The 21249-nt window shown below is 33.6% G+C and carries 26 protein-coding genes; 2 read left to right on the plus strand and 24 right to left on the minus strand.

Annotation, left to right across the window (positions count from 1 at the left end; genetic code table 11):
• From CAAU_RS00805 to CAAU_RS00835, 8 genes are all read right to left on the minus strand, one after another.
• Positions 1-378 (minus strand): helix-turn-helix domain-containing protein (locus CAAU_RS00805; protein WP_040305587.1); only part of this gene is annotated, 378 nt, incomplete at its 3' end.
• A 2-nt stretch (positions 379-380) separates the two neighbouring features.
• On the minus strand, positions 381-782 hold the full coding sequence (gene tnpA, locus CAAU_RS00810; protein WP_008907532.1) for an IS200/IS605 family transposase: 402 nt from the start codon (positions 780-782) through the stop codon (positions 381-383).
• 99 nt (positions 783-881) lie between these two features.
• On the minus strand, positions 882-1025 hold the full coding sequence (locus CAAU_RS14450; protein WP_008907533.1) for a hypothetical protein: 144 nt from the start codon (positions 1023-1025) through the stop codon (positions 882-884).
• A 13-nt stretch (positions 1026-1038) separates the two neighbouring features.
• A complete protein-coding gene (locus CAAU_RS00815; protein ID WP_008907534.1) occupies positions 1039-1593 on the minus strand; it encodes a Uma2 family endonuclease in 555 nt (184 codons plus the stop codon).
• A gap of 99 nt (positions 1594-1692) precedes the next feature.
• Positions 1693-2922: a glucoamylase family protein gene (locus CAAU_RS00820; RefSeq protein WP_008907535.1), complete on the minus strand. Its 1230-nt coding sequence runs from the start codon at positions 2920-2922 to the stop codon at positions 1693-1695.
• A 113-nt stretch (positions 2923-3035) separates the two neighbouring features.
• Complete coding sequence (gene ispD / locus CAAU_RS00825) at positions 3036-3713, minus strand: 2-C-methyl-D-erythritol 4-phosphate cytidylyltransferase (RefSeq protein ID WP_008907536.1); 678 nt, start codon at positions 3711-3713, stop codon at positions 3036-3038.
• 11 nt (positions 3714-3724) lie between these two features.
• On the minus strand, positions 3725-4834 hold the full coding sequence (locus CAAU_RS00830; RefSeq protein ID WP_008907537.1) for a PIN/TRAM domain-containing protein: 1110 nt from the start codon (positions 4832-4834) through the stop codon (positions 3725-3727).
• Positions 4835-4938: 104 nt separating this feature from the next.
• Complete coding sequence (locus CAAU_RS00835; protein WP_008907538.1) at positions 4939-5412, minus strand: CarD family transcriptional regulator; 474 nt, start codon at positions 5410-5412, stop codon at positions 4939-4941.
• Between the two features lie 208 nt (positions 5413-5620).
• On the opposite strand from CAAU_RS00835, the gene CAAU_RS00840 reads away from it, so the two are divergent.
• The gene (locus tag CAAU_RS00840) at positions 5621-6016 is read left to right on the plus strand and encodes a nucleoside triphosphate pyrophosphohydrolase family protein (protein WP_008907539.1); all 396 of its coding nucleotides are present in this window, start codon (positions 5621-5623) and stop codon (positions 6014-6016) included.
• Between the two features lie 21 nt (positions 6017-6037).
• Here the strand turns inward: CAAU_RS00840 and disA are convergent, their stop codons facing one another.
• The 12 genes from disA to fusA all read right to left on the minus strand — a co-directional run bounded on the left by disA (position 6038) and on the right by fusA (position 17787).
• Positions 6038-7102, minus strand: a complete 1065-nt coding sequence (disA, locus tag CAAU_RS00845; protein WP_008907540.1) for a DNA integrity scanning diadenylate cyclase DisA — start codon at positions 7100-7102, stop codon at positions 6038-6040.
• Between the two features lie 2 nt (positions 7103-7104).
• The gene (gene radA / locus CAAU_RS00850) at positions 7105-8469 is read right to left on the minus strand and encodes a DNA repair protein RadA (protein ID WP_008907541.1); all 1365 of its coding nucleotides are present in this window, start codon (positions 8467-8469) and stop codon (positions 7105-7107) included.
• A gap of 89 nt (positions 8470-8558) precedes the next feature.
• Positions 8559-11015, minus strand: coding sequence for an ATP-dependent Clp protease ATP-binding subunit (locus CAAU_RS00855; protein WP_008907542.1), 2457 nt, complete (start codon positions 11013-11015; stop codon positions 8559-8561).
• 12 nt (positions 11016-11027) lie between these two features.
• Positions 11028-12041 (minus strand): protein arginine kinase, encoded by a 1014-nt coding sequence (locus CAAU_RS00860; RefSeq protein ID WP_008907543.1) that lies wholly within the window; start codon positions 12039-12041, stop codon positions 11028-11030.
• Between the two features lie 11 nt (positions 12042-12052).
• Positions 12053-12574: a UvrB/UvrC motif-containing protein gene (locus CAAU_RS00865; RefSeq protein ID WP_008907544.1), complete on the minus strand. Its 522-nt coding sequence runs from the start codon at positions 12572-12574 to the stop codon at positions 12053-12055.
• A 24-nt stretch (positions 12575-12598) separates the two neighbouring features.
• Entirely contained in the window at positions 12599-13054 is a 456-nt protein-coding gene (locus tag CAAU_RS00870; RefSeq protein ID WP_008907545.1) for a CtsR family transcriptional regulator, read from the minus strand.
• 303 nt (positions 13055-13357) lie between these two features.
• Positions 13358-14140 carry an ABC transporter permease gene (locus tag CAAU_RS00875; RefSeq protein WP_008907546.1) on the minus strand — a complete coding sequence of 261 codons (783 nt, stop codon included), beginning with the start codon at positions 14138-14140 and terminating at the stop codon, positions 13358-13360.
• Complete coding sequence (locus CAAU_RS00880) at positions 14137-14763, minus strand: ABC transporter ATP-binding protein (protein WP_008907547.1); 627 nt, start codon at positions 14761-14763, stop codon at positions 14137-14139. The genes CAAU_RS00875 and CAAU_RS00880 overlap by 4 nt, the downstream gene beginning before the upstream one ends.
• An 11-nt stretch (positions 14764-14774) precedes the next feature.
• Positions 14775-15083: a PadR family transcriptional regulator gene (locus CAAU_RS00885; RefSeq protein ID WP_008907548.1), complete on the minus strand. Its 309-nt coding sequence runs from the start codon at positions 15081-15083 to the stop codon at positions 14775-14777.
• A gap of 113 nt (positions 15084-15196) precedes the next feature.
• Positions 15197-15349 carry a hypothetical protein gene (locus CAAU_RS14455; RefSeq protein ID WP_008907549.1) on the minus strand — a complete coding sequence of 51 codons (153 nt, stop codon included), beginning with the start codon at positions 15347-15349 and terminating at the stop codon, positions 15197-15199.
• A gap of 4 nt (positions 15350-15353) precedes the next feature.
• On the minus strand, positions 15354-15587 hold the full coding sequence (locus CAAU_RS00890; protein WP_008907550.1) for a hypothetical protein: 234 nt from the start codon (positions 15585-15587) through the stop codon (positions 15354-15356).
• 109 nt (positions 15588-15696) lie between these two features.
• Positions 15697-17787: an elongation factor G gene (fusA, locus tag CAAU_RS00895; RefSeq protein ID WP_008907551.1), complete on the minus strand. Its 2091-nt coding sequence runs from the start codon at positions 17785-17787 to the stop codon at positions 15697-15699.
• 224 nt (positions 17788-18011) lie between these two features.
• Between fusA and lepB the strand changes: the two genes are divergently transcribed.
• Complete coding sequence (lepB, locus tag CAAU_RS00900; protein ID WP_008907552.1) at positions 18012-18536, plus strand: signal peptidase I; 525 nt, start codon at positions 18012-18014, stop codon at positions 18534-18536.
• A 14-nt stretch (positions 18537-18550) separates the two neighbouring features.
• Here the strand turns inward: lepB and phoU are convergent, their stop codons facing one another.
• The 4 genes from phoU to CAAU_RS00920 all read right to left on the minus strand — a co-directional run.
• Positions 18551-19204 carry a phosphate signaling complex protein PhoU gene (phoU, locus tag CAAU_RS00905; protein ID WP_008907553.1) on the minus strand — a complete coding sequence of 218 codons (654 nt, stop codon included), beginning with the start codon at positions 19202-19204 and terminating at the stop codon, positions 18551-18553.
• 16 nt (positions 19205-19220) lie between these two features.
• Positions 19221-19976, minus strand: a complete 756-nt coding sequence (gene pstB, locus CAAU_RS00910) for a phosphate ABC transporter ATP-binding protein PstB (protein WP_008907554.1) — start codon at positions 19974-19976, stop codon at positions 19221-19223.
• Positions 19977-19987: 11 nt separating this feature from the next.
• Positions 19988-20854 carry a phosphate ABC transporter permease PstA gene (pstA, locus tag CAAU_RS00915; protein ID WP_008907555.1) on the minus strand — a complete coding sequence of 289 codons (867 nt, stop codon included), beginning with the start codon at positions 20852-20854 and terminating at the stop codon, positions 19988-19990.
• A partial coding sequence (locus CAAU_RS00920; protein ID WP_040305591.1) for a PstC family ABC transporter permease occupies positions 20854-21249 on the minus strand: 396 nt, incomplete at its 5' end. The genes pstA and CAAU_RS00920, both read right to left, overlap by 1 nt.

Genomic DNA, 21249 nt, shown 5'->3' on the forward strand with positions numbered 1-21249 from the left:
TCTTAACTTTGGAACTTTTAGATAACTACCTTCAAGTGTTACTGTCCCATTTTGATTATTTGTAGTATAAGACTGGTAACCTTTCTTTTTCTTGAACTTTGGAAATCCTATTTTCTTATCTCTAAAAAAGTTTTTATATGCCTTCTCTAAATTAAGCTGTGCATTAGCAAGGGCAAGGCTATCTACTTCCTTTAGAAACGGATATTCTTTTTTATATTGTGCAGGTGTATTGTTTAGCATTTCCCCTGTTTTTTTATAGTATTCTATTTTGTCATGTAGCATTTTGTTGTATATAAATCTTACACAACCAAATACTTTAGCAAAATATTCTTCTTGTTCTTTTGTTGGATATATCCTGTATTTATAAGCCTTTAGCAAAGTTACACCTCTTTCCCTTGCTTTTCTATATATTTTTTAATTACTTCAATTGACACCACACCTGTTGTAAGTAAACAGTAACTTCTTGACCAAAAATATTCTTTCCATAATTGCTCTTTTATTTTAGGATACTCTTTCTTTATCAATCTTGATGAAGCACTTTTATATGCATTTATAAACTTAGACAACTCTGTATTAGGATGTGCTTTGAATAATATATGGATATGGTCTTTATCATGGTTCCATTCTTGTAATGTGATATTATAATTATCCTGTATCTTTTCAAATATTTCTTTTAGTCTATTCGATATATTATCATCAATAACTTTTCTTCTATATTTAGTTACCACAACAAGATGATAATACAATAAGAATACTGAATGATTATTATTGTCTAAATCCATTCTATTACATAACCTCCTTCCTATAATACTGATTATACCATAATGGAAGAATTTATCAATCAACATTCATCACCCACTTATAGAAGTGGGCGACTTCTGTTACTCTTTAGTTAAATACTTTGATAAATAAGCGAAAATCATCATAACAGGAATAGCTGTTAAAATTGCTGCAGCAGAATAAACTCCCCATTCTGTGTTGTATTGCCCCTGAAGCGTTACAAGACCAAGGGGAAGAGTATACATTTTTTCATTATGACTAAAAAATATCCTTAAGATTTATATCTAACTCCTCAAATAAAATTGATTTTGCTATATCATCACCTTTATATACCCCAACCTGTTCATAAAAGCCTTCTTCATTTAACATATTAATCTCAATAGTTTTAAATTTTGGATTAATAAGCCAATACTCTTTTACTCCATATCTCATATACAAATTAAATTTTCTAATCCTATCATGGGATGTGTTTGATGGAGACATAACTTCAACTATTAAATCCGGAACTCCAACGTATTTATTTTCCTTTATGCCATCTTTATTACATATAACCATCAAATCGGGTTGGACTTGATGGATGTTTTTATCATCCTCCTTTGATAATACTACATCATAAGGAGCAATAAAAACTTCACATTCTTTACCCTTAAAAAACAAATTAAACTCTGTAGCTAAATTAAGTAAAGTCCTTTGATGTTCAGCTGATGGTGAAGATAAAAGATAAACTTCTCCATCTATATACTCTAATAAATCATCTCCATTATCTAACTTTAAAAATTCATCATAAGTAATCTTTCTATATTGAGGCAGCATTCTAACACCTCCAAAGGTGATATTAAAATCTTCTTTTTATAATTATATTATTACTAATTTTTACAAGTCAAACACAAAAAGAGGTGCACACGCACCTCTTTATAAACACATAGCTAAGTTTTCGTCTTTAACAGGCCTAAACTCTAAAAGCTCAAAGGCTTTTTTAACATGGTCATTTTTCATAAAGGTATTCCACACAAACCCTGTTATATAGTTTTCTATCATAATTAGAGTTATTCCCTTATCTATGCCAACATAGTCTTCAGAAACCCAATAGTCGTTTTCTAAGTTAAAGGCATCTTTAAAGCCGTATTCCCCAAATATTCCTTTAATATTTTTATAGTAATATTCAAGGGCATCCATAGATTCCTTTGGAGTAAAAACAATAGAACCTGCAGCACCACATGGTGGAACCGTCCCATCTACTATATTCTCATTATTAAAAAGTCCTGAAGGAAGGGCACCATATCTCCCCTCATACCCCTTTGGGCCATCACAGGCAGTAAGCCCCCATGAATTTTCATTAAAACCCTTAAACTTGTCTTTATTATCGATACAAAACTGTCTGTTTGCAAGGGTTGCCAATATAGAATTTTCAAACCAGTCAATACCTTTTCTATCTACTTTACCCCTAAAATCAAACCAGGCATGGGAAAATTGGTAGGTAAATATTGACCCAAGCCATGAATTTATAAATCTATATCCTTTATATTCAGCATAATTTCTAAAAAAGCTGTAATAAACTTCCCTATCGACAGGATGCGTAGGAGATGCTACTGCTAAAAAATATAACATTAGCTGTTCGGCATAAAAATCCCAATATCCTTCAAAGCCCTTTTCCGGAGTATAACCCATATAAAACCAGTTTTTATACTTATCCAAATACCAGTTCCAATCGATTTCTTCATATAATTTATTTGCCTTTTTCTTTATTTCACCACCAAAAAACTCTCCAGCTAAAATAGCACCGCAAATGGCAATCGCTGTGTCTATAATTGAAACCTCACATTTCCATACTCTTTCCCCTGTGTATATGTCCATAAAATGATAAAAAAATCCATTAACCCTATCTAAATTAAGTAGAGTATCAAGGGTGCCATTAACCCTTTCATATCCTTCTTCAAAGGATATCCATCCTCTTTTTATCCCTATAGGAATTGCAGTAAGTCCAAAGCCAACTGCAGCGATGCTTGCAACATTTGGATTTGAAGGTGCTCTATCCCTAATAAGTCCATATCCCTTTGAATTTTTATCTATATTTGCTTCCTTCCAAAAATATTTAAAGGATCCTAACATCTCTTGATTTAAGATGAAGTCCTTGATATTCATCGACTATCCCCCCATCCTAAAGCCGCAAATATACCATTATATTATATAACTTTAGTTTACATAAATCTATAAAATATTTTTGGCTGCGATGCTTTTAATTACCAAAAAAGCTGCTACAAGTTTGTAGCAGCTAAACTGTTTAGTAGTATTATATCCTTTGGAGTTGTAACTTTAATGTTTTCATAGCTCCCTTCAATTATCTTTACCTTATGACCTATTTTTTCAACAAGCTGGGTGTCGTCGGTTGCAATTATTTTATTTTCTATGGCATATTCGTGGGCCTTTAATATTAAGTCATATTTAAAGCTCTGAGGAGTTTGAATGGCGTATAATTTTTTTCTTTCAAGGGTTTCAACAGAATATCCATCCTCAACTATCTTTATAGTATCAATAACAGGAACTGCAACCGTTGCAGCCCCAATGGATTTTGCAGCATCTATGGATCTTTTTATTATGTCATCATCTATATTCGGCCTTGCACCATCATGGATTAAAACAATTTCTGGATTATTACAAGCTATAAGTCCATTGTAAACTGAGTTTTGCCTTTCAATGCCGCCCTCCGTAATTTTAACCTTTTTAAAGCAATATTTATCTAATATATTAATTTTAAAATAATCAACCTCATCCTTTGCAACAACAGCAATTATCTCATCCACATAATTTGATTTTTCAAATTTTTCAAGAGTTATTGCTATAATTTCCTTGTTATTAATCTTTGCATAGAGCTTATTAAATCCAAGCCCCATCCTTTTACCCTTTCCTGCTGCAACTACTATAGCCGATATCAAAATATCACCTCTTATGACGCATTCTTAAGTTTTGCAAATATCATTCTACCTGCTGCAGTCTGCAGAACAGACGTTACAACAACATCAACAACTTCACCGACGTATTTTTTACCGCCTTCAACAACGATCATTGTTCCATCGTCAAGGTAAGCAACACCCTGTCCTGCTTCTTTACCATCCTTTATAATATGGATGTTCATCTCCTCGCCTGGAATTACAATAGGCTTTACTGCATTTGCAAGCTCATTTATGTTAAGGACAGGAACCCCTTGAACTTCAGCAACTTTGTTTAAATTAAAATCGTTGGTTATTATCTTTCCATTGTATATTTGGCAAAGCTTTAAAAGTTTGCTGTCAACCTCTTGAATATTATCAAAGTTTTTCTCAACTATTTCAACAGTTAAAGGTATCTCCTTTTGAATTAGATTTAAAATATCAAGCCCTCTTCTTCCCCTTGCCCTTTTTAAATTATCGGAGGAATCGGCGATATGCCTTAACTCCTCAAGAACAAAGGAAGGTATTAAAATGGGACCTTCTAAAAATCCTGTTTTTAGAATATCCAGTATTCTTCCGTCGATTATAACGCTAGTATCTAGTATCTTTGGCTGAGATATACCAACCTTTTCTCCCTTTCTTTTTTCCTTTCCAAACCTCTTTAAAAATGTAAATACGTTATAAAGTTCTTCCTTTTTCTTTAATGTTATGTCTATCCCTAACGTTGCAAATACAATATTTACAATAAAAGCTAAGGAACTTCCTATAGCAGATAAAATGGTATTGCCAGTTAAAAATCTTGCAATAGGCGAAATTAATAGATTTGCAATTATAAGTCCAATTATAAGTCCTAAAACGGCAAGTATAATATCGTTTGTTGGTATCTTTTGTATTGCATTTTCCAGGATTTCTGTAATCTTAAAAATAAGTCGAATGAAATAAGGGGATAAAATATAAAAAATAAGGCCTAATAAAATAATACAAACTGCTATGAATCCAAAATAATAAATGTTGTTTCTTGACACGAAAGCATTTACTGAATTAGATTTAATAAGTATTTCCGATGCAGCATATCCTAAAACCAACCCAACTACTGTCAAGAACCACCTAAAAATCCTTTCTAACATCAATTCACCTCCTACAAAATATCCCAGTATATTATATACTAATATACCGTATCAATCAAAGTTTTTCAACACAAAAAAATATGACAATTTTTTAATTTGCAAAATCAAGATTTCAGATTTTCAAGAATAATTTTTTTTGTTTCATTGAAGTCCCTTTGAAGAACAAGACAAATTTCACTGCAAAAGGTATTTAATATTTTTTCAAAGTTATTCTTATCAAAATTTGAAGGTTTTTTTCTTTTAAAATTCACATCCATGCATTTTATAAGTTTTGCCATCTCTATCGGATCTGTTTGCTCTAAAGTATATTTATAAAGCTTATATCTATCGATGCATTTGTTAGGTAGATCGCCTTTAAACTCCTTTAATATTTTTAAACAATCTTCTAATTTTGACCTTTCAATTACTCCTCTAATTTTATTTTTTTCATCAATGGGAAGATAAATACATATATTATCAATTACAAGTTTTATTTCATAGTATTTCTTTCTAATTCCATTAACATTTTTTTCTTGTATATTTGTTATTACTCCTCCACCAAAATTCTTAACAAAAACTTTATCACCAATTTCAAACATATTATCACCTTTTTTACATTATTACCAAACTTACAGGATTAAGGCAGACTAAAAAATATCTTGATTTTTATAATCTACCTATTATTATTTTATTTAGTTAACTTAAAAATGGCTCTTTTAAGCTGAAATTTATTATAATGTATTTGACATTATATTGTCTGAATATTTATAATATTATTAAACAATATTCAACAAGGAGTGGAAGCAGATGAAGGATATAATCGTAGATGAATTTCAAGCCACCGTTCAAGATTCACTAATTAGACATAGAAGTATTTTAGATATAATGACAAAACTATCTGAATCAAATTCTAGGATAAATAGAGCAGTTGCAAAGGCAGTTACCAATCATGGATGCATAAAAATAAACGCTCAAAAACAGCAGATACCTGACGATGCATCCCTTGACAATATAACCGAATTTTTAAGCTATCAAATCGAAGGAAAACTTTGCGATAACTGCAGAGAAGTCCTTGAAGAAGAGATAGGAAATAATCTATATTACCTTGCTGCTTTATGCAATGCCCTTGACCTTAACCTGTTTGATATTATACTTGAACAAAAGGAAAAGATAGAAACGTTAGGAAAGTTTAGCATGTTATAAAGGCCCGGATATTCCGAGCCTTTATATTTTTCTATTTAATATAACCTGTTCTTGAAGTTTTTTTAGCCATTCCTTTATAGATCTTGCCCTTGCCTCACCTATTCCTTCAACAGCGTCTAAATCTTCTATGCTTGCCTGAAGAATCTTTTTAAACTGTCCAAAATTTTTAACCATATTTTCAACAACTATCTGCGGCAGCTTTGGAATCTTATTCAAAATCCTATATCCCCTTGATGAAACCATCGTATCTAACATTAAATCAGGATTATAACCTAAAAGTTTACATATAACAGACAATTCCAAAATCTCCTCAGAAGATAAGGCCTTAATTGACTTAAATACCTCGTTATAATCCTTTGTATCTATAGCATAATCCCTTAGTATTCTAATTTCATCCTCTTCAACTTCATCTATAAGGTCGTTAAGCTGAAGGGAAATAAGCCTTCCTTCGTTTCCAAGCTCCACAACGTATCTTTCAATTTCATTTACTATCCTCATAACCATCTCGCTTCTTTGGATGGCAAGAACTACGTCATATACAGTTACTAAATCTTCGAATTCTAACGCAGAAAGGTTCGTAACCGCCTCATCAAACACCGATTTATACCTTTCAAGGGTTTGAATAGCCTGATTTGCCTTCGTGAGAATCATGTTCGTATCTTTTAATACATATTTAATATTTCCTTTAAATACGGTAATTAAATTTCTTCTTTGGGAAATAGCAATTGCAATATTTCCTGTTTGTTTTGCAAATCTGTCGGCGGTTCTATGCCTTGTGCCAGTTTCAGCAGTTGGAATGCTGGAATCTGGGATTATCTGTGTATTTGCGTAGAGTATCCTTTTAAGATCTCCGCTTATGACAATAGCCCCATCCATCTTGGCAAGTTCATATAAATATGCTGGAGAATATTCACTATTTATATAAAACCCACCATCAAGGAGCTTGCTTATTTCTTCTTCATCCCCAATTACTATGAGTCCTCCAGTTTTAGCCTTTAATATATTTTCAAGTCCTTCCCTCAAAGGTGTCCCTGGTGCCAAAAGCTTTAAAACATTCATTAGCTCAATTTCTTTAGCATCTCTCATAACTATCCCCCTAGAACTTCTTCTAATGCTTCGTATATATTTTCAACAGGAACAATTTGGATTCCTTTTATAATATCGAGTCCTTTCATATTTTCTTTAGGAATGATGCATTTTTTAAATCCCAATTTTTGTGCTTCTAATATTCTTTTATCTATTAAATTAACTCCTCTAACTTCTCCCGTCAATCCAACCTCTCCAATTATCACAACTTCGTTATCTATTGGAAGATTTTTAAAGCTGGACGCAATAGAGCATAAAACTCCAAGGTCAATGGCAGGTTCGTCGATTTTTATTCCCCCAGCAACATTTACATAAACATCATAGGTTTGTATGTGCATTCCAACCCTTTTTTCAAGAACGGCAATTAAAAGAATAACCCTGTTATAATCAAGCCCCGTTGTCATCCTTCTTGGCATACCAAAGCTTGTTTGGGAGGTTAGTGCCTGAACTTCAATTAGAATTGGTCTTGTTCCTTCCATGGAACATACAACACATGATCCAGGAACGTCTTTTGGTCTTCCGGATAAAAGTATTTCGGAAGGGTTTTTAACCTCCTCAAGACCAAACTGCTTCATTTCAAATACGCCAATTTCATTAGTTGAGCCAAATCTATTTTTAACAGCTCTTAATACTCTGTAGGTATTATGTCTTTCCCCTTCAAAGTAAAGGACTGTATCTACCATATGTTCTAAAACCCTAGGACCGGCAATAGACCCCTCTTTAGTAACGTGTCCAACTATAAAGGTAGCTATGTTTAAATTTTTTGCTATATTCATCAAAACCGCAGTGGCCTCTCTAACCTGACTTACACTTCCTGGAGCCGACTGTAGCTCTGGTCTATAAACGGTTTGAATTGAGTCTATCACAACAACATCGGGCTTTAGATTTGTAATAGTTTCTTCTATATAGCTTAAATTGGTTTCTGGAAGAACCAAAAGATTTTCCGAAAGGACATTTAACCTCTCTGCCCTAAGCTTTATCTGTTTTGAGGATTCTTCACCAGAGACATATAAAACGATGTTGCCACTCTTTGCAACATTGTTTGCCATTTGAAGAAGAAGGGTGGATTTCCCAATCCCAGGGTCCCCTCCAACAAGGACTAAAGACCCCTTAACTATTCCTCCTCCAAGCACTCTATCTAATTCTTCAAGATAAGTTGAATATCTTATCTCTTTTGTTATCTCTATATCCTGTATTTTCAAAGGCTGAACCTTATTATAAGCGGCTGATTGAATTTTACTCAGTTTTTCAGCCTTAACTTCCTCTATAAATGTATTCCAGCTTCCGCATCCAGGGCACTTCCCCATCCACTTAGGAGATTCATATCCGCACTCTTGGCATATATAAACAGTTTTTACTTTTCCCATTCTATCACTTCCTATTTTAGTTAGCAATTACATTATATTTAATATTGTTGTTCATGTAAAGAAATATATACAAAAAAAGAGAACCCCCATTATGAGGATTCTCCCTTTTCAAAAATTATTTCATTATCTACAACCTTCATTACAACTTTATCTCCACGCTTTATATTTCCCTTTAGCATTTCCTCTGAAAGTTTATCTTCAACAGCTTTTGTTATGGCTCTTCTCAGAGGTCTTGCACCATATGTTGGGTCAAAGCCTTGTTTTGAAAGGTGCTTTATTACATCTTCATCATAACTTATTTCAACTTCAAGGTCCTTTAACCTATTAATTACACTCTTTAACATGAGCTCTGCAATTTTTTCAATATCCTTATCCTCTAATGGATGGAATACAATAATCTCGTCGATTCTATTTAAAAACTCAGGTCTAAAGGTCTTTTTCAAGTCCTCCATTACGTTTTGCTTCATCTTTTCGTAGGAATCTTCCTTTTCCTTTTCTGTAGTTGCTGCAAAACCAAGGGTTTGCTGCTTTTTTATGGTCTGTGCACCAACGTTGGAGGTCATGATAACTATCGTGTTTCTAAAGTCCACTGTCTTTCCCTTTCCATCGGTTAGTCTTCCATCCTCAAGGATTTGAAGCAGTATATTAAATACATCCGGATGGGCCTTTTCAATCTCATCAAATAAAACTACTGAATATGGCTTTCTTCTAACCTTCTCTGTTAATTGGCCTCCTTCTTCATATCCAACATATCCTGGAGGAGAACCTATAAGTCTTGATACCGTATGCTTTTCCATATATTCCGACATATCTATTCTTATCATTGCGTTTTCATCACCAAACATAGCCTCAGCAAGTGCCTTTGATAGCTCTGTTTTACCTACCCCTGTAGGACCAAGGAATATAAAGGAACCTATTGGACGCTTTGGATCCTTAATTCCAACTCTTGCACGCCTTACAGCCCTTGCAACAGCCTTAACTGCTTCATCCTGTCCTACAACCCTTTGATGAAGTATTTCTTCAAGTTTTAAAAGCTTTTCTGATTCTGTTTCAGTAAGTTTATTAACAGGAATTCCAGTCCATCTTGAAACAACATTTGCTATATCCTCTACTGTAACAACAGGAACTTCACTATCCTTTTGATTTTGCCAATCCTTTTTAATCCTTTCAAGTTCATTTTTAATCTCATTTTCTCTGTCCCTTAATTTCGCAGCCTTTTCAAATTCTTGTGTATTTATTGCCTCCTCCTTTTCCTTTCTAACCTTTTCAAGCTCTTCTTCAAGGTTTTTAACATCAGGAGGTGCAGTTAAGTTCTTTAGCCTTACCTTAGCTGCTGCCTCATCCATAAGATCTATTGCTTTGTCTGGTAGGAATCTATCGGTAATATATCTATGGGATAGGTTTACAGCAGCCTCTAGTGCTTCATCAGTTATTTTAACCTTATGATGTGCTTCGTATTTATCCCTCAATCCTTTAAGGATTAATATAGATTCTTCAGTTGATGGTTCACCAACCTGAACTGGTTGGAATCTTCTTTCAAGGGCTGAATCCTTTTCGATGTATTTTCTATATTCATCAATCGTAGTTGCACCGATAACTTGAATTTCACCTCTTGCAAGGGCTGGCTTTAATATGTTAGATGCATCAATGGCACCTTCTGCAGCACCTGCACCAACTAATGTATGGATTTCATCTATGAATAGAATTATATTTCCTGCCCTTCTAATCTCGTCCATTACCCTCTTTATTCTTTCTTCAAATTCGCCTCTATATTTTGACCCTGCAACCATTCCTGATAGATCTAAAGTAACAACCCTTTTGTTTTTGAGTATCTCTGGAACGTTGCCCTCTACAATCCTTTGGGCAAGACCTTCAGCAATGGCAGTTTTTCCAACCCCAGGTTCACCTATAAGGCAAGGATTATTCTTTGTTCTTCTTGAAAGTATTTCAATTACCCTTTCAGTTTCATTTTCACGACCGATAACAGGGTCGAGCTTTCCTTCCCTTGCAAGCTCCGTTAAGTCCCTTCCGTATTGGTCAAGGGTTGGTGTATTTGTTTGTCTATGCCTTGTTCCCGGACCTGGTTTTCCTTTAAATCCCTGTCCTAATTCACCTACGTTTAAAGAATTTAATATCTCGTTTCTCGCCTTTACAATATCAATGCCGAGCTTTGCAAGAATTGCTATTGCAACTCCTTCGCCCTCCCTTAAAAGAGCAAGCATCATATGTTCAGGGGCAACGAAGTTATGGTTTAAATTCCTTGCTTCATTCCTTGCAAGCTCAATTATTCTTTTTGTTCTTGGAGTTAAAGGTATCTCGTGAAAGTTGAAGAACTCTTCACCTTTTCCTTCTATTTCAATTATCAAATTTCTAATCTTTTCATCATCTATTCCAAGATCCTTTAAAACCTTTGACGCCTGACCACCCTCTCTTATTATTCCAAGCAAAAGATGTTCTGTTCCTATATAGTTATGGTTTAATCTTTTAGCTTCCTCTGCTGCAAGCTGCAAAACCCTTTGGCTTCTTTCTGTAAATCCATTAAACATACGCATCCCTCCTTATCTTAGTGTTTCTCTAACTATTTTAGCTCTTATAATATCCCTTTCCTTTGTGTCAAGGTCTCTTCCTTCAATAAGTTGTAACGTTGCTGGTTGAACGTTAACTAAAAGGTCGTTTAATTTTTTTACATCTATATCCTTAATTATTCCCATTTCTATTCCTAATCTTACCTTTGACATTAAATTTAAGCACTCTTGTGTTGATAGCATTCTTGAATATTTCAAAAGACCAAGGGATCTATAAATGTCGTCCTCGATTTCAGCCGCCTGCTTTTCAAAGAGCATTTCCCTTGTTTTAATTTCTTGATCTATTATTTTTTTAGTTACTGCAATTAAGTTGTTTATTATCTCATCTTCAGTAAGACCAAGAGTTACTTGATTTGAAATTTGATAAATGTTTCCCATAGCATTACTGCCCTCACCATAAATTCCACGCATAGTCATACCAACTTGAACTACTGTATTAAATACATTGTTTATATTTTTAGTTAAAGTAAGAGCTGGAAGGTGAAGCATTACCGACGCTCTAATTCCTGTTCCTACGTTTGTCGGGCAGCTTGTTAGGTATCCTAACTTTGCATCATAGGCATATTGGACCTTTTCTTCTATAAGGTCATCTAATTTGTTTGCATAATCATAGGCATCCTTTACTTTAAATCCAGGATATATAACCTGAAGCCTAATATGGTCTTCCTCATTTATCATTATTGAAACGTTTTCTTCTCTATTTAAAAGGACTGCTCCCCTTTGATATTCATTTACAATATCCATGCTTATAAGATGCTTTTCAACCATCGAAAGCCTTTCAAGGGGCTTTAATTCCCTTAACTTTATTAGCCTAAACTCGTGGGCTATAGCAGAATTGCTGTTTAAAACAGAATCTGCTACATCCTTTATTACTTTATTTGCCTCATCTTGATTTAACTTTTGTGGGAAGGGAACACCATCAATATTCCTTGCAAGTCTTATTCTGCTGGTTAGAACTATATCGCTACCATGGTTTTTGAATAGCATTTTACCACCCCCTATTTATCTAGCTTTGACTCAAGCTCTTTGATTTGGTCCCTTAATTTAGCAGCCTTTTCATATTCTTCGTTCATAACTGCAACTCTTAGTTCTTCCTTTAACCTTTCTATATCCCTTTTTATCTTTAAAATTCCTCCCGTCCTCTTTGGAACCTTTCCCGTATGCTGAATATTTCCATGAACCCTTTTAATGATAGGAGTAATTTCTGCATTAAAGGTTCTATAGCAATTTGCACATCCCATCTTGCCGGTCCTTTTAAAATCATCAAAGCTCTGATGGCAGACAGGACAGGTTACAGGCTCAGGAATCTGATATGGCGAACCCATCATTTCAAAGAATCCTTCGAGTATGTTTTGGAAGGACATAGGTGATGCAAAGTTAAAGGGGTTCATTATATCGATATTAAACTCGTTGTTTTCCCTTGCACATTCCTCACAAAGATGAAGTTCCTGTTTAACTCCGTTTATTATTTTTGTAATATGAACATTGGCTTCCCTTTGATTGCAATTTTGACAGAGCATACAAATCCCTCCTTTGGGAATTTTTTAGATTATTGATATTAGAACTGTTTTTAAAATATTCGCCCTTATTTTATCCTTCAAATCCGGCGGAGCATTTATAACTTTATCGTTTAGAGCAATTTTAAGAATTGTTGCCTCCCTTTCAGTTAAATAACCTCTATCCTTAAAAAACTCAATATATCCTTCCGCCTGTTGCTGGGTTATTTCTTCTCCTATATTATTCCAAATTGCGTCCTTTAAATAATCGTTATCGTTAATTCTTATTTTTGTGATTTTGATAAATCCTCCGCCACCCCTTTTGCTTTCAATATAATATCCTTTATCTATAGTAAACCGGGTTTCTAGGACATAATTAATCTGAGATGGCGCACAGTTAAAAAGATTAGCAAGTTCATTTCTTTGTATTTCTAAAAAATCATTTTCGCTCTTTTCCAGCATGGTCTTTATGAAGTTTTCTATTATATCCGATAGTCTTGCCATAGCACCACCTCTTCTTATTTTGTTTTACTTTGACTTTGACTTTCTTTGACCTTTCAATTACTATTTTATACCATATAAATTATATTGCAATAATTAATTTTTTCATAGAATAGACAATTTTTATGATTATCAATAAAATATTAAAATTATTTTGCTATTTTAAATAAAATCTCAAAATTTCTTTATTTTTTATTTGTAATAATGTTAACCAAAATAAAAAATACAAACAAAAACTTTAAAAAAAATTAAGCCGGCAATGTAATACCAGCTTAAACATAATAGCCAATTATTAAGCACATCATGTCAATCTATTATAAGCTGTGCCTCTTCGTTAAAATAAGTTTTATACCCAAGCTGAAGAAACATTATAACTGTTATTGCAACGCAACCTAATATACCAAGCATTATAGCTATTTGATATTTTATAGCAGTCAACGGAGATGTCCCTGATAATATTTGTCCCGTCATCATTCCTGGTAAAAAGACTATACCCATTCCTACCATAGAGTTTATTGTGGGAAGTATTGCAGAATCAAAGGTATTATCTATTATTTCCTTAACTGCCATTTTAGGGGTTGCACCAAGCATAAGAGCCATCTCTATTTCATCTTTTCTCTTTTTAATGTCATCAACAAGCCTATTTACACCAAGGGCAACTCCTGTCATTGAATTTCCAATTAGCATGCCTGCAATGGGGATAAAATATCTTGGATCATACCAAGGACTGATTCTTATAATTACAAATAAAAAATATAAAAGGCTAAGAAGGCTCCCTATAACCATTGATATTGCAACGACTTTTTTTATTTTGAAATTCAATTCAACCTTTGATCTTTTGTATATATTATATATGCTAAAGATCTCCATAAAAATTAAAATTAATAAAGTAAATAAGGGATTTGGATTATTTATTATATAAACAAGAACAAACCCCATAGTTATAAGCTGAAGGGTCATTCTGATAGATGATATCACTATTTCCTTCTCCCTTTTTATTCCTCTTTTTCTTACTATAAGCAAAAGTATTACAATAAATATATAGGCTGCTAATAGCTGATAAACATTTATATCTATAATATTTTTCATAACTTCACCTTCCCATCAAATATCTCAACAACTCTTTCACTAAAGTTAGAAGCTATCTTTTTAGAATGGGTTACTACAACCAACATCTTATTTTTGCGTTTAATATATTCTATAACCGCCTTCATTACTTTCTCTTCCGTTCCTTCATCCAAAGCAGATGTTGGCTCATCTAAAAGGTAAACATCAGAATCTAACAAAAGTATTCTACCAATGGCTAACCTTTGTTTTTCTCCTCCCGAAAGATTTTGTGCAGACTCATCAAGCTCTTTTTTTAAACTTACAAGTTCTAAAATCTCCTTTAATTTTTCATCCTTTACTAAAGGTTTTTCAGAGAATTTCAACCCTATCAAAAGATTATCCCTTATATTGCCATTGAAAATAATAGGATTTTGAGGAAGCATAGTAACCTTTCTTCTTATCTCAATTGTGTCCCAATCTTTTAGTGCCCTTCCTTTAAAATAAATCTCACCTTTATCAGGGGATATTAGTTTGTTTAAAAGTTTTAGTAAAGTTGTTTTGCCACTTCCGCTTTCGCCAACGATGCATGTTATTTTATTCCCTTGAATCTCAAGATAATCAATATCTAATATATTCTTGTACTTTAATTCAACGATTTTAAACATAGAACCCCACCTTACTTAAAAATTTCTTCATAAAGTTGCTTTGCTCTTTTTTTAGCCTCTTTAAGAGCCTCAATTCCTTCTTTAGTTATTGAATAATACTTTCTTATTTTACCATTTATTAGTTTATCCTCTCTAACTAAAAGCCCCTCCTTTTCCATAGAGTGCAAAATAGGATACAAAGTCCCTGGTCCTATATTATATCCATGTTCTTTTAATTCCTCCATCATCCATGAGCCAAAAAAAGGTTCTTTATAGGCATGATACAGTATATGCACCTGTATAAATCCTAAAAATAATTTCCTAAGGATTTTATTGCTCAATTTATCACCCCATTATTATCGCTTTTCGATATCTAATAATGATATTACTATAATCATAGAACAAAGTCAATATAAAAGGGTTTGGCGATTTTTAAACCTCCAAACCCAAAGTCCTACTTGTCTAATTCTTCATTAATTTTTTCTACTCTTTTTCTTTGTTCATGCGGACTCATCCAGTTAGTGAAACTTGGGATAAATTCTCCATAACTTTCAAGATTAAAGTTAAATTTAAACCTTTTCCCCCTTAATTTCTTATTAAATTTCATTTGATCACCTTCTTCTTGCAATTAAGTGATATTTATTATCATCGTGTCCTCCCTTTTGTGTGACGTCAAATCCATTCATATCAAGTATCCTTCTTATTTCCTCTGTTTGATGAGCATCTGAACCGTCAACTGTTATTACAAGTTCATCATCGTCGTTTAAAATTGAAAGCATATCATAAAGTTTATTTGTGTCAGATGGTCCAATTATTTTCCCAAAGTTAATCCTATAATCAGACATTAAAATCCCTCCTTTGAATATAGTTTTTACAGTTTTTAAAATTAAATGCTGTTAAATGCTTTCAAAATTATATTGGGCAGGTATTTTAAAATACCTGCCCAAAAATATTTTATTCTTCCTCTTCTTCCTTTTCCTTTTGCGCATTTTCGATAATCTTTTGTGCGATGTGAGCTGGAACTTCTTCATATCTTTCAAACTTCATTGTAAAGCTTCCCCTTGCCTGAGTCATGGATCTTAGATCTGTTGCATATTTGAAGGTTTCCGCCATCGGCATTTCAGCCATTATAACCTGCATTCCATCCTTTTGCTCCATTCCAAGAACTCTTCCACGGCGCTTGTTTATATCACCAATAATATCTCCCATGTATTCATCCGGCACTGTAATTTCAAAATGCATTATAGGTTCTAATAATACTGGGTCTGCCTCCTTTATTCCCTTCTTAAAGGCAAGGGATGCTGCTGTTTTGAAGGCCATTTCAGAAGAGTCAACAGGGTGATAGGAACCATAGTGTAATGTTGCCTTTAAGTTTATAACAGGATAACCTGCTAAAACTCCCTTTTTCATAGCTTCTCTAAGTCCCTTTTCAACTGCAGGAATATATTGTCTTGGAACAACACCACCAACTATTTGATCGACAAAAACAAGATCTTCAGTTTCATGTTGTGGCTCAAACTTGATAACAACATCACCATATTGTCCGTGACCACCAGATTGCTTTTTATATTTTCCTTGAACATCGGAGGTCTTTCTTATTGTTTCTCTATATGGAACCTTTGGAATGTCAAGCATTACTTCTGCACCAAACTTATTCTTTAGCTTGCTTGCTATAACTTCAATATGTAATTCCCCAAGACCAGATATTATAAGCTCTGAGTTTTCAACATCCCTTGATATTTTAAATGTTGGATCTTCTTCAAGTAGTTTATGGAGTCCTGTTGAAATCTTATCTTCATCATTCTTTGATTTTGGTTTTATTGCCATTGATATTGCTGGTTCTGGGAAATCTATTTTTTCGTAAATTATCGGCTTTGCTGCGTCGCACAATGTATCTCCAGTCATAGTGTATTGAAGCTTTGCAACAGCTCCTATATCTCCAGCAGAAAGTTTTGTTACTGCAGTTTGATTTTTACCTTTTAATATGTATAGTGTGCCTATCTTTTCTGTCTTATCTTGAGTAGCATTATATATGCTTGAATCAGAAGAAATTGAACCGGATAAAACTCTAAATATCGAAAGCTTACCTACAAATGGGTCGGCAATCGTCTTAAACACAAAGGCTGAGAATCTTTCATCCGGACTGGACTTTCTAACTTCGTCCTCATTAGTCTTAGGATTCTTACCCTTAAATTCAACCCTATCAGCAGGGGAAGGGAAATAATTTATTATACAATCAAGCAATGTAGTTAAAGCTACATTTGAAATCGCTGAACCGCAGAAAACCGGTGCAACATCACAATTTAATATACCCTTTCTTAGTCCTCTTAAAATTTCTTCGTCAGAAAGTTCGCCTTCGCTTAAGTATTTGTCAAGAAGCTCCTCATCAGTTTCGGCTACCGATTCCATTAATATATTTCTATATTCTTCAACAACTGACTCAAGGTCAGCTGGAATTTCCGCTTCAACCATCGCTTTTGATTTTGGATCATAAACAAGAGCTTTTCTTTCTAATATTTTAACAACACCCTTAAAATCTGCTTCTTTCCCTATTGGAATTTCAAGGGCAGCAACCGAAAGACCAAACTTATCCTTAATCTGCTTAAATGTCTTATCAAAATCAGCATTTTCTCTATCCATTTTATTTATAAAAAATGCTCTTGGAATCTTATATTTATTTACATACTTCCATGCCTTTTCTGTCCCAACTTGAAGACCCGATGCTGCACAAACTGTTATTATAGCAGAGTCAACTGCCCTTAAACCTTCTAAAACTTCACCAACAAAATCGAAATATCCTGGAGTATCAACAAAATTAATTCTATAATCATTCCAGTCACAAGGTGCAATAGCAGTTGAAATTGAGATCTGTCTTTTCTTTTCTTCTGGGTCATAATCACAAACTGTTGTTCCATCTTCAACTCTACCCATTCTATCTGTTGCCTTGCAGTCATATAATATAGCCTCAACTAAGGTGGTTTTTCCCGTTCCACCATGTCCAATAATACCTACATTTCGTATGTTTTCAATCCTATACTCCTTCATAACAAATTCCTCCTTACGACTATATAAGTCCTTATTTTATATATTCTCCATTATTTCTAAAATTCCTTTTAAAATTGCAAAAAATTTTCGACAATTTTGAATATTTTTTGCATTAAAGACAGGCATTATTATTAATAATTAAACAACATTTTAAAAATTTATCATTTTACACTACAGATTATATGATATATAATTTTGTTAGTAGCTCAAAAGGAGGTCATAAAATGAAGGACAAAATTATCAATGAGATAAAGGAATGGATAGTATCAATAGTAGTTGCTGCTGTAATAGCCTTTACTATAAAGGCCTTTATATTTGACATAGTGCAGGTTTCAGGTCCATCTATGATTCCAACCCTTCATGATAACGATAGGGTTGCTATAGAAAAAATTAGTCTTTATACTAAAAAATTTACCCGGGGAGAAATAATAATCCTCGATCCTGGCAATTCAGGCAGGGGATTATATATAAAAAGAATTGTTGCACTTCCTGGTGAAAGGCTTGAAATCAAAGAAGGATCAGTTTTTATAAACGGCAAAAAGCTTCAGGAGGATTATTTATCCCCTGGAACCCAAACCTACGCTGAAACTGATATCGACATGATAATACCTGAAGGCTACGTTTTCGTTCTTGGAGACAATAGAGAAGTCAGTGAAGATAGCAGATATATTGGTCCAATTCCTATTGATCACATAAAAGGACATGCAATTTTTAAAATCTACCCATTTTCAGATATAAAAAAATTATAGGGTGCAAGGCACCCTTAATTTATCTCCTCAAGTTTTCCAGTTACCATGTATATAATTCTTTCACAAACATTTGTAGTGTGATCAGCTATTCTTTCTAGATATCTTCCAACAAACATAAGCTTTGTTGCTTGCTTTGTAATTGAAGGATCCTTAACTATCATTTCTAAAAGTTCATCAATGATCGCCTGATAAATATCATCAACCTCTTGATCCATCTGGGCAACTTTTTTTGCAAGTTCTATATCCTCTTTAACAAAAGCATCAAGACTTAATCTAATCATCTCTTGTGCGATCTTTGCCATCCTTGGAATGTCAATCAAAGGCTTAATCAACGGTTCTTTGCCTATCTCTAAAGTTATTTTAGATATATTAACCGCATGATCCCCCATTCTCTCAAGATCAGTAATTATTTTAAGGGCTGTTGCTATGGTTCTTAAATCCTTTGCAAGAGGCTGTTGAAGGGCTAAAAGCTTCATGCAGTCCATTTCAATTTCAAGATCCATGGCGTCTATTTTATCATCCTCTTCAACAATCGTTTTAGCAAGCTCTAAATTTTGTTCCTTTAAAGAAGTTACCGCCTTATCAACAATCACTTCTACAAGGGAACCCATTCTTAATACCTTGTGTTTAACCTCTTTAAGGTTTTGTTGAAAATGCAACCTTGTCATAAAAATCTCTCCTTTTTTAACCGAATCTTCCAGTGATATAATCTTCCGTTCTCTTATCCCTTGGGTTTTCGAATATTTTTTCTGTAGTATCGTATTCTATAACCTCACCGTTTAAGAAAAATGCCGTCCAATCTGAAATTCTTGCTGCCTGCTGCATAGAGTGGGTTACTATAATTATAGTATAATTCTTTTTAAGCTCAAGTAAAAGCTCCTCTATTTTTAAAGTTGAAATAGGGTCAAGGGCGGATGTTGGCTCATCCATTAGAACGACTTCTGGCTGCATTGCAATTGCCCTTGCAATGCAAAGCCTTTGCTGCTGGCCTCCGGAAAGTTCTAAGGCTGATTTATATATTTTATCCTTAACTTCATCATAAAGGGCAACAGCCTTTAATGTGCTCTCAACAACCTCATCTAAGACTTCTTTTTTGTTAACTCCATTTTTTCTAAGTCCATATACAATATTTTCATATATGGTCTTTGGAAATGGATTTGGTTTTTGAAAGACCATACCTATTCTTCTTCTTAGCTCAACTGGGTCTAAATCGCCTGAATATATATCCTGACCTTGGAATAAAATTTTCCCTTCAACCCTTGTATTTTCAATAAAATCGTTCATTCTATTTAAAGTTCTTAAAAATGTTGATTTTCCGCATCCTGATGGTCCTATAAAGGCGGTTATATTATTTTTATATATATCCATATTTATGTCCTTTAATGCCAAGAAATTGCCATAGTAAAAATTTAAGTTTTCTACTTTAATTACGCTTTCCATAGTGTCCTCCTTTAGTCTTTCATTCTAATTTGATATTTATTTCTTAATATAATAGCAATTGAGTTTATGCCAAGAAGAATAAATAAAAGCACTATAATTCCTGCAGCTGCAACATTTTGAAATTCCTTTTTAGGCATACTTGACCAGTTGAATATCTGTATAGGCAAAACTGTAAACTGATCAAAGGGCGTTTTTGGAATAAATGAAACATAAGCAAGGGCACCTACTACAATTAATGGTGCAGCCTCGCCTAATGCCCTTGATAGCCCAAGTATAGTTCCTGTCAAAATTCCTGGCAGAGCATAGGGTAAAATTACTCCAGTTATAGTCTGCCACTTTGTTGTGCCAAGGGCATAAGATGCCTGTTTTAAGGATTCTGGAACGCTCCTTAATGCCTCTTGTGAAGAAATAATTATAGTTGGAAGTATCAATAATGACATAGTTAAAGCACCTGACAATATACTTCTTCCAAACCCAAGCAATCTAACAAAAACAGCAAGTCCAAGCATTCCATAAATTATTGCTGGAACACCTGCAAGATTTGCTATATTTAATTTAATAAATTCAGTAAATTTATTATCCTTTGCATATTCCTCTAAATATAAAGCCGTCCCTATTCCAACGGGGAATGAAATTAAGGCAGTTAAGATAATGAGCCATAAACTCCCAAAAAGTGCAGGATAAATGCCAGCCTTTTTAGGGAATCTTGATGGGAAATTAGTTATAAAATCCATAGATAACCACTTTAATCCCTTTGATAATATACTAAATAGAAGAATACTCAATATAAATATTCCAAACAAAGTGCATAAAAATATCAAAGTATGAAATATTTTATTTTTTAGTTTTCGCCTTTTTGTAATATCCTGTTCCTTCATCAATATGTCCTCCTATACTTTCTCATAACATATCTAGAAATTAAGTTCAATGTAAAAGTTATTAAAAACAATAAACTACCTACGGCAAACAAAGTCCTATAACCAATTGATCCATAAGGAACATCCCCCATGCTTATCTGAACGATGTAACCTGTCATAGTTTGTATGCTCTCAAGGGGATTTAAAGTTAATTTAGGTGTTGAACCTGCCGCCATGGCAACAATCATAGTTTCTCCAACTGCCCTTGATATAGCTAAAATAAACGATGCAATAATCGTCGGCAATGCAGTTGGAATTACAATATCCTTTGATACTTCGTATTTTGTCGCTCCAAGGGCATAGGCACCAAGTCTTAAAGAATCAGGAACAGCCATCATAGCATCTTCACTTAAAGA

The organism is Caloramator australicus RC3, from assembly GCF_000297115.1.
GTDB lineage: Bacteria > Bacillota > Clostridia > Clostridiales > Caloramatoraceae > Caloramator > Caloramator australicus.